At 46.1% G+C, this 9,154-nt stretch carries 6 protein-coding genes; 5 read left to right on the forward strand and 1 reads right to left on the reverse strand.

The window, feature by feature from the left end; translation table 11 throughout:
• Window positions 1–254: 254 nt before the first annotated feature.
• A complete protein-coding gene (locus QZ135_RS23570; RefSeq protein WP_294615378.1) occupies window positions 255–1,313 on the forward strand; it encodes a glycoside hydrolase family 2 TIM barrel-domain containing protein in 1,059 nt (352 codons plus the stop codon).
• Window positions 1,314–1,386: 73 nt separating this feature from the next.
• Here the strand turns inward: QZ135_RS23570 and QZ135_RS23575 are convergent, their stop codons facing one another.
• Entirely contained in the window at window positions 1,387–5,379 is a 3,993-nt protein-coding gene (locus QZ135_RS23575) for a two-component regulator propeller domain-containing protein (RefSeq protein WP_294615380.1), read from the reverse strand.
• A gap of 286 nt (window positions 5,380–5,665) precedes the next feature.
• On the opposite strand from QZ135_RS23575, the gene QZ135_RS23580 reads away from it, so the two are divergent.
• From QZ135_RS23580 to QZ135_RS23595, 4 genes are read left to right on the forward strand one after another with little or no spacing between them, the layout of a single operon-like run.
• Complete coding sequence (locus tag QZ135_RS23580) at window positions 5,666–6,685, forward strand: uroporphyrinogen decarboxylase family protein (protein WP_294615382.1); 1,020 nt, start codon at window positions 5,666–5,668, stop codon at window positions 6,683–6,685.
• Window positions 6,686–6,689: 4 nt separating this feature from the next.
• Complete coding sequence (locus tag QZ135_RS23585; RefSeq protein WP_294615384.1) at window positions 6,690–7,328, forward strand: corrinoid protein; 639 nt, start codon at window positions 6,690–6,692, stop codon at window positions 7,326–7,328.
• Window positions 7,322–8,023: a vitamin B12 dependent-methionine synthase activation domain-containing protein gene (locus QZ135_RS23590; protein WP_294615386.1), complete on the forward strand. Its 702-nt coding sequence runs from the start codon at window positions 7,322–7,324 to the stop codon at window positions 8,021–8,023. The genes QZ135_RS23585 and QZ135_RS23590 overlap by 7 nt, the downstream gene beginning before the upstream one ends.
• Window positions 8,020–9,024 carry a uroporphyrinogen decarboxylase family protein gene (locus tag QZ135_RS23595; RefSeq protein ID WP_294615388.1) on the forward strand — a complete coding sequence of 335 codons (1,005 nt, stop codon included), beginning with the start codon at window positions 8,020–8,022 and terminating at the stop codon, window positions 9,022–9,024. The genes QZ135_RS23590 and QZ135_RS23595 overlap by 4 nt, the downstream gene beginning before the upstream one ends.
• The last annotated feature ends 130 nt before the right edge of the window (window positions 9,025–9,154 follow it).

The following is a 9,154-nucleotide window of genomic DNA, read 5'->3' on the forward strand; positions in this document are numbered from 1 at the left end:
GCCCCTTGTTCCCTTGTCAACTCGTATCCTTGTCAACTGAATTTCCTTCCTTTCTAATACGTTTTATACTAACCGCATCGAAATAGATTCTTCGCCACGATGCTGTTTGAACTTCTTTCATTGCGATAATAGAAGAAATTCCCCATCTCCCTCCAAATTGGTCGAATGCTGTTGTTTTCTGAAAAGCTGGCGTCATCCGAAGAAAAAAGTTTCACCTACATTTGCACCGAACTTAAATATATAATATCATGAATATGCGACAATTATTAATCTGCGTATGTGTGGCACTCACCACCGCTATTTCCGCTTTTGCCCAAGGTAAAGTATGGAGCGAAGAACAAGCCCGTAAATGGGGCGAAGAGAATCCGTGGTACTGCGGTGTGAATTATATTCCTGCCGACGCCATCAACTACACTGCCATGTGGGATAAAACCTCTTTCTCACCCAAAGTAATAGAGAAAGAGATGAAATTAATGAAAAGCCTCGGCATGAACTGCGCACGCGTCGTAATGCAATATGCAGTATATGAGGAAGACCCAGCGTACTTCATACGCACCCTCGACCGCTTCCTTAGCATTTGCAACAAATACGGCGTAAAAGTGATGCCCATCTTCTTTGATGACTGTGCTTTCGGTGTCAATACAGACCCCACAGTAGGCAAACAACCCGAGCCACTGGAAGGCTGGTATGCCTGGGCCTGGTCTCCATCACCCGGCTATTCGATGGTCGTGGACGAACGTACCCACGGCAAACTGGAAAAGTACGTAAAAGAAGTCATGATCCGCTTCAAGGACGACCCGCGCATCTTTGTCTGGGATTTATACAACGAACCCACCAATACCACCATGCCCGAAAGAAGCTGGCCCTTGCTCCGCAAAGTATTTACCTGGGCACGTGAGGTAAACCCCATACAGCCCATCACCTCCGGTTTATGGAATGGAAACAAGGAGTTGAACGACTTCCTGACCGCCAACTCGGACATTATCACCTTCCACTGCTATGCCTCAAAAGAAGAAACCGGGAAAGTAATGAAAGAACATCTCAAAGCATGCCGTCCCACCATCTGCACGGAATGGATGAACCGCGTGGCGCACTCCACTATCCCTGAAATCCTCCCTATGTTTAAGGAAGCGAATGTGGGCAGCATGATATGGGGACTGGTGAACGGAAAGACACAAACCCACCTGTGCTGGGGACACCGCCCGGAACAGTTGCCCTATACCGGAGCATGGCAACATGATATCTACCAAGGAGACCATACCCCATATTCCGCCCAGGAAATCGAAGTAATCAAAAAAGCAACAAAACAATAGTATGCAAAACAGTTTTCTTAGTAATGTTTGAAAAATGATTTGGTACATAAATAATAATTTATGTACCAAATCATCATTGTTTCACATGGCTCTTGGCAAAGTCCTTCGGAAGCACTCCGAACTGCTTCTGGAAACTCTTTGAGAAATACGACAGCGAGCGTATTCCCACTATCATACAGATTTCATTAATACGATATTCCCCTTCCAGCAACAACTCTGCAGCCTTCTTCAACCGAATAATGCGGATGAAATCACCCGGAGTCATTTCCGTAATCACCTTTATTTTGCGGTGCAGACTGGTGCGGCTCATATTCACTTCCCGTGCCAGGTCATCAATGTTGAACGTATCATCATCCAGATTCTGCCTGATAACTTCCGTCAGTTTATTCAAAAAATCTTCATCCGCCTTATTTTGCGCCATACTATTAGTAGCAATATAAGGACTATTGGCAAAGTTCTGCCGGAGCTTCATACGACTTTCCAGCAGGTTCTTAATCTGAACCAGCAAATGGGGCATGGCAAACGGTTTCTCTATATAAGCATCCGCCCCGCTATTCAGTCCTTCTATCTTGTTATTCAGCGTTGTCTTGGCCGTCAGCAAGATAATCGGAATATGGCAGGTCTCAAGGTTCGATTTTATCTCATTACACAACTCAAGACCATCCTTCAACGGCATCATGATGTCCGAGATGATGAGATTCACAATCTGGTCTTTCAGTATCTCCATAGCCTCCACCCCGTTATTGGCAGTGAGTACCTTGTAATACTTGCTCAACTGTACGGAAAGGAACGACTGCAACTCCTCGTTATCTTCCACCACCAGCACAACATCCTTAGCCGAGAATGAATCCTCAAGCATTACTGTCGATACATTGCTTTCTTCAGCTATGGGTTCCTCAATCAAAGCATCGTCTTCAGCCTGCCTCGCATCGGCTGATGCATTGGTAGGTATTTCCACTACAAAAGACGTATCTTCAGCCTCCTCGTCCAGATATAGCTTCCCGTTATGCAACTGCACCAGCGAAGAAGCCAGCGTAAGTCCGATTCCCGAACCCGGTTGCGTAGGATGAGCCCCTTTCAACTGGAAGAAAGCCTCAAAGATACGTTCGCGCATATCCTGCGGAATGGGCGTACCGTCATTCTTCACCGTAATCCGGAAATAACGTGAATCTTCACTCACCGAAAGTATAGCTTTGATATACGTAGCCGAATACTTCACGGCATTATTAAAGAGGTTACTGCACACCTTGGTTATCGCCTCTTCATCCACCAATGCCATGACGGCAGGATCAGGAATTTCCAGTATCATCTCCAGCTTCTTCCGCTTGCCTGTGGGCACAAAGCGGTTGAAGGTATTAGCCACCAGCACATTGATGTTACGCACCTTCAATGACAACGTAAAGGCTTTGGACTCTATCTTGCGGAAATCGAGCAACTGGTTCACCAGCACTAACAACCGGTCCGTATTCCTCTCCATCGTTATCAGGTTCTCCTTCGTCTCATGCTCGTCCGGATTAGAAGTTAAGATATAGTCCAGTGGAGCCTTGATAAGCGTAATCGGAGTACGTATCTCATGCGCCACATTGGTGAAGAAGTCTATCTTGGCTTTATAAATCTCTTCCTTCTTCTCCTGTTCCTGATGGGCCATTTTTTCTTCCACCTGCCTCTTCTTCTTCAATACATACAGGCGGATGGCAAAAAAGGAAATACCCATAATCAGAATGGTATACAGCGCATAAGCCCAGGATGTTCGCCACAGTGGAGGGATGATGCTGATGCTGACGGTCGTATTCGTATCACTCCAGTCACGTCCATCCTTCGAGTACTTGATATGGAATATATAATCACCGGGTGGTATGCTGTTATAAGATATCCTGAATGCATTGTCTACATAGCTCCACTTCTTGTCAATTCCTTCCAGCATGTAGGCATACTTTCCATTTCCTTCGGTAGAGTAATTCAGAGCCGAGAAACTGAAACTAAATGTAGTTTGGTCATAGTTCAGGTTGATGCTGTTGGCGTAAGGAATTGCCTTATCCAGTATCTTATTAGTAGCCTCTCCCTTCACCTCCTGATTGAAGATATAGAACCCCGTCAACACCACAGAATACCTATTTTCATTAGGGTGGAAATTCCTGGGGTTGAAGGCTACAAATCCGTCTATACTCCCGAAATAAAGAGTTCCGTCTTCCGTCTTGATACCGGAATTATAGTTAAACTGCTTACTCCGCAATCCGTTGGGAAGATTGTACAGCGCCTCTACACTCATCGTTTCAGGATTAAAGTTTACCAAGCCGTTGCTGGTGCTCAACCAGAAGCGTTGATTATCATCTTCCAATATCTTATAAACCACATTACTGGGAAGACCCTGTTTGGTGGTGATGCGCGTAAAAGTACCGTCGTTCTCATTATAGCGGCAGAAACCGTTGTCCTCGGAAGCAAACCACAAACGTTGCTTGCTGTCCTGGAAGACACAGGTGATACGATCATAGCAAAGGCTGTTCGGGTTCCCCACATCATAACGGAAGCGTTTTATCTCCTTCGTATCCGGATTATACCTGATGACTCCGATATTGTATGTCGTGAACCAGATGCAACCATTCACATCCTCCAGTATGTCGCTGATAAACGTGCCACTCATAGGCTCGAACTTCCTGAAACCGTCTATCTCGGGAACGTATGTATAGAGCTCAGTAGTGGAGCTCACCCAGGTTGTATTCCGGCTGTCGGTATAGATGGCAAAGATATCGTTATTGAGTATGGAATTGAGCATTCCGTCCTTTTCGTAATGCCTGCAACGGTTGGTTTTCAGGTCGAGCACATCCACTCCTTTGGTAAATGTGCCAATCCATAGCTTGTCTCCCGCCAGATTCAGGCACTGAATATTACTGAAAGAGATATTCACCGGTTGGGTTCTCTCGGAGATATGGGTAAAGAGGCCGGTATGCGTATCATAATAATTCAGTCCGTTATCTTCAGTAGCAATCCATAGGTTTCCTTTCTTGTCGCTCACAAATTCCCTTACTCTGTATCCACTGATGGAATTCTTATAAGCTATGGGATAGAAGTTCTCAAAATAGGAATATTGTTTAGGGATATAATCCACACCACCAAAGTAACTCCCTATCCAGATTCCACCCTCCTTATCCTTACAGATGGCATAGATGGCATTATTGGAAATAGATAAGTCGTTGTAGTCTTCATGGATGATGTGTTGCGTCGTGCCATTCTTCAACACATAAATTCCACTTTCGGCGCCAATCCAATATTCATCTTTTGAAATCTCTGCGATATGGCGCACATACACGTCGGAGTTCAGCGATTCATCAATCAGCAGTTTTTCCTGTTCGCCGGTTTCCTTATCAATGAGGAACAGCCCTTTATCCCTGGTTCCAAACAGGATATATTTATCCTTATATCCGCAGATAACGGTAGGGAGATTATTGTTATGAGTCAGATAGGTCGTTTTATCAGCCTCTATATCATACTTAATGACTCCTATATTAGGAAAACCAAGATAAGCCACTCCGTCATCATCCACAAACAACGCCCAGGGAGAGTAATCCGTATAAGGAGCAAACTTCTCCCTCAAATTATATAGTTTGTCCTCCGTCGGCTTGTAAAGAAACAATCCTTCGCCCGAAAGTATCCAGACTCTATCCGCCTTATCTATAAAAATCTTATTGATATAACCTTCCACTTTCTCATTCTTATCCGTCTGTTTATTGAAGTTTGAGAAAGTTTCTGTGAAAGGATTGTAGAGGGAGACTCCTTTATCAGTGGCAATCCATAGTGTCTTTTCCCTGTCCTCGGTAATGCAGTATATCATACTGTTCCGGAGCTCTGTGACCGAGTCGCCACGCTGGTAAATCTTGAAGTCATGCCCGTCGAACCTGTTCAAACCATTCTTGGTTCCTATCCACATAAAACCCTTACTATCCTGGAACAAGCTCATCACCGTATTATGCGACAAGCCCGAATTATTATTATAATGCTTAATCTGTTGTGACCAAAGCCCCCCGGAACAGAATAAGTAGAAGAACAGCATTAGTATTACTTTTCTCATAAGAATATGTTTTTCATTAGCGCAAACAATCGGCACAAATTTATGAATTAAAATCATTTCCCCTATAAACCAAGGTCAGAATAAAGATTGAAAGGGGTATTCTGGCAAAAAAACACTAAAAATGACAGAATAGTGTCTTTTCATTCTCACCCCACCCCCAATAGGAATGTGCAGAATGAATGAAAAGTGTCATTTTTTGGTTTTGTATTGCCAAGGCTTTGGGCTAATCTTCAGTATGTTTGCAATCGGCAGAGTTAGATTTGTTAATCACTAAATTTTATGTAATATGCAAAACAGTAAAACAAAACGGGAAGTCATAAAAATGATACTGGACGGTCAAAAACCTCCTTATGTGCCCTGGTCTTTTAAATTCACGCAAGAGCCCAAAGAACAATTGCAAAAATATTATGGTGTAGAAGACCTGGATGTGGTGTTGGGCAACCACGTTCTTCAATTAGGCAGCGACATCGGTTTCTTTGAACATCTCGGCGGTGATCTCTATCAAGATGTCTTCAAGGTAGTGTGGGACAGAAGCATCGACAAAGACATCGGCGATGTAAAGAGTATCGTGCTGCCCGAACCTACTTTAGAAGGATACACCTTCCCTAATCCGCTGGACCCTCGCTTCTTTGCGAACATAGAGTCTGAAATAGCCGCCAAGCCGGACATGTTCCGCTGCTTCCAGATTGGTTTCTCCCTCTACGAACGCGCATGGACCATGCGTGGCATGGAGAATCTGTTGATGGATTTCATCATCAACCCCGAATTCGTACACCAGCTATTAGATGCCATCTGCGACTACAACCTGGCCCAAGTGGACAAAGCACTGGAATATGACATTGATGCCGTATACTTCGGCGACGACTGGGGACAGCAAAAAGGTCTCATCATGGGATACGACATCTGGAAAGAATTCATATATCCCCGCCTCAAACGTATGTACGGCCACGTGCGTGCCGCCGGAAAATATGTAATGATACATAGCTGCGGTGACGTGGACGAACTCTTCGACGACCTGGTAGACATAGGCCTGAACTCCTTCAACCCCTTCCAGCCGGAAGTAATGGATGTATATGACATCCTGCCCCGCTATCGCGGCCGCCTGGCATTCCATGGAGGTCTGTCCATGCAGAAGATACTTCCCTTCGGAACACGCGAAGAAGTAGTTGCCGAATCGGAACGCCTGCTCGAACTGGGCAAAGAGGGCGGATATATCTTCTCTCCCTCCCACTCGGTAGAGGGCGACACTCCGTTTGAGAATATATTAGCATTTATAGAAGTTGCACAGAAACAATTAAAACAATAATACCATGAACGATTTAACGAATTTGAAAGAGGCCATTGTTGCCGGAAAACTGGAAGATGCCAAAGCCATCGTCAACGGAGCTATTGAAATAGGAATGGATGCCCAGGATATCATCAACAACTACCTGATAAAAGGAATGGAAGAGATAGGAAAACGTTTTGAAGAAGGAAAAGCGTTTGTACCCAACCTGTTGCTGGCCGCACGTGCCATGAAAGGATGTCTTGAAATCCTGAAACCGAGACTGAAGGATGCATCGGGAGCTTCATTGGGCACACTGGTTATCGGAACCGTGAAAGGCGACCTGCACGACATCGGCAAGAACCTGGTGGCTTCCATGCTGGAAGGATGTGGTTTCGAAGTTATTAACCTGGGGGTAGATATCTCCGGTCAGCAGTTTGTAGAAGCGGTCAGGAAGTACAATCCGCAAATCGTATGCCTGTCGGCCTTGCTCACCACAACGATGAGCTACATGAAAGAGGTAATCGATACACTGGATAGCGAAGGCTTGCGCCAAAACGTGAAAGTATTGGTAGGCGGAGCCCCCGTAAGCGAGGAGTTCGCCATGCAAATCGGAGCCGACGGATACAGCTCCAATGCCAATGGCGCAGTGGTATTAGTAAAAAGGGTATTAGGAAGATGTTAAAACAAGGGCAAGTAGGGCTACAGGCTTTGGATATCTCCCAAGAGGAAATATATCAGGCTATGGGATACAGGGGAGCTATTCCCGACAGCTATACATGTGAACTTATAGCTGAGACATATTCGGAAATAGCCCCCCTATGCCTCCCCCGCTATATGTTCCGGGTATTGGAAGCCCGGCAGGTATCCCGACAGAAAATAGAAGTCGGAGATACCGGGTTCGCCGCAGGAGAGGGTACCGGGTTCACCACAGGGGGCATTATAGGCTCTTACCTGCAAGGAATGACGCAGGTGTGCCTGTTTGTTGCAACTGCCGGAAAAGAATATGATGCTTACCTGCACACTCTTAAAACGCAGGATAACATCGTCAAGGAGTTTATAGCCGATTCTATCGGAAGCGTTATAGCCGAAGCCTGTGGTGCCTTACTTGCCAAAGAACTAGAAACCGAAAGCAAACTTTTCCATACGCTCCCCTACAGTCCGGGCTATTGCGGGTGGAACATCTGCGAACAACAGAAGCTCTTTTCATTCTTCCCGCCAGAACCTTGCGGAATTGTCCTGTCGGACTCATTCCTCATGTCACCGGTCAAGTCCATCAGTGGATTCATAGGATTAGGCAAAAAGCTGCGCCCCCAGCCCTACCGTTGTGAAATATGCAACAATAAACAATGTTACAAAAGAAAGGAAAAAAGAATATGAGAAACATGAAAGAATGGTGCCGCGAGGTGATGGCCAGCCCCGAAAGAATAGCCATCCCCATTATGACGCACCCCGGTATCGAGTTGTGCGGCAAGACCGTAAAAAAGGCCGTCACCAACGGAGAAATACATGCTGAGGCCATCCGGAAACTGAATGAAGCATATCCGGCAGCAGCCTCCACGGTAATCATGGACCTGACGGTGGAAGCCGAATGTTTTGGTGCGGAAATTGTATTTACCGAAAATGAAGTTCCCAACGTAGTGGGCAGACTGGTGCAGGACCATGCTTCCATCTCCGCCCTGCAAGTGCCTTCCATCCACAGCGGACGCATGCCCGAATATCTGAAAGCCAACAAGCTAGCGGCAGAGTTCATCACGGACAAGCCCGTATTCGGCGGCTGTATCGGCCCCTTCTCCCTCGCCGGACGCCTGTACGACATGTCGGAAATGATGATGGCCCTTTATATGGAACCTGACACTATACGCCTTTTATTAGAGAAATGTACCGAGTTCATCATCTCCTACCTGCGTGCAATGAAGGAAACCGGAGTGAACGGAGTCATCATAGCCGAGCCGGCAGCCGGACTGGTATCCAACGAAGACTGTTCCTCCTTCTCTTCCACCTACATCACCCGCATTGTGGAAGAAGTGCAAGACGACCACTTCATGATCATACTGCACAATTGCGGCAACACCGGCCATTGCACCGCCGCCATGATTGAAACCAAAGCAGCCGGACTGCACTTCGGCAACAAGATAGACATGGTAGGTGTCCTGCAGGAATGCCCCGAAGACATTCTGGTGATGGGAAATATAGACCCCGTAGGCATCTTCAAAATGGCAAGTCCCGAGAAAATCAAGCAAGAAACCCTGAGTTTGTTGCAGAAAACCAGCCAATGGAAGAATTTCATTCTGTCATCAGGATGCGACGTTCCGCCCGAAGTGCCGATGGAGAACATAACCGCTTTCTATGAAGCCCTGAACGAATATAATCACCAATAATAATCCTCACCCACCCGCCATAGCGGGAAAATTTTATACCTGAAATGAAAAATATACCGCTGTTACTTCTTCTGTCACTCACCATTCTTTCCTCAGCCTGCCAGTCGCAGTCCGGAAAGGTAGTGGGGGC

Origin of the sequence: uncultured Bacteroides sp. (assembly GCF_905207245.1) — a bacterium.
Taxonomy (GTDB): Bacteria; Bacteroidota; Bacteroidia; order Bacteroidales; family Bacteroidaceae; genus Bacteroides.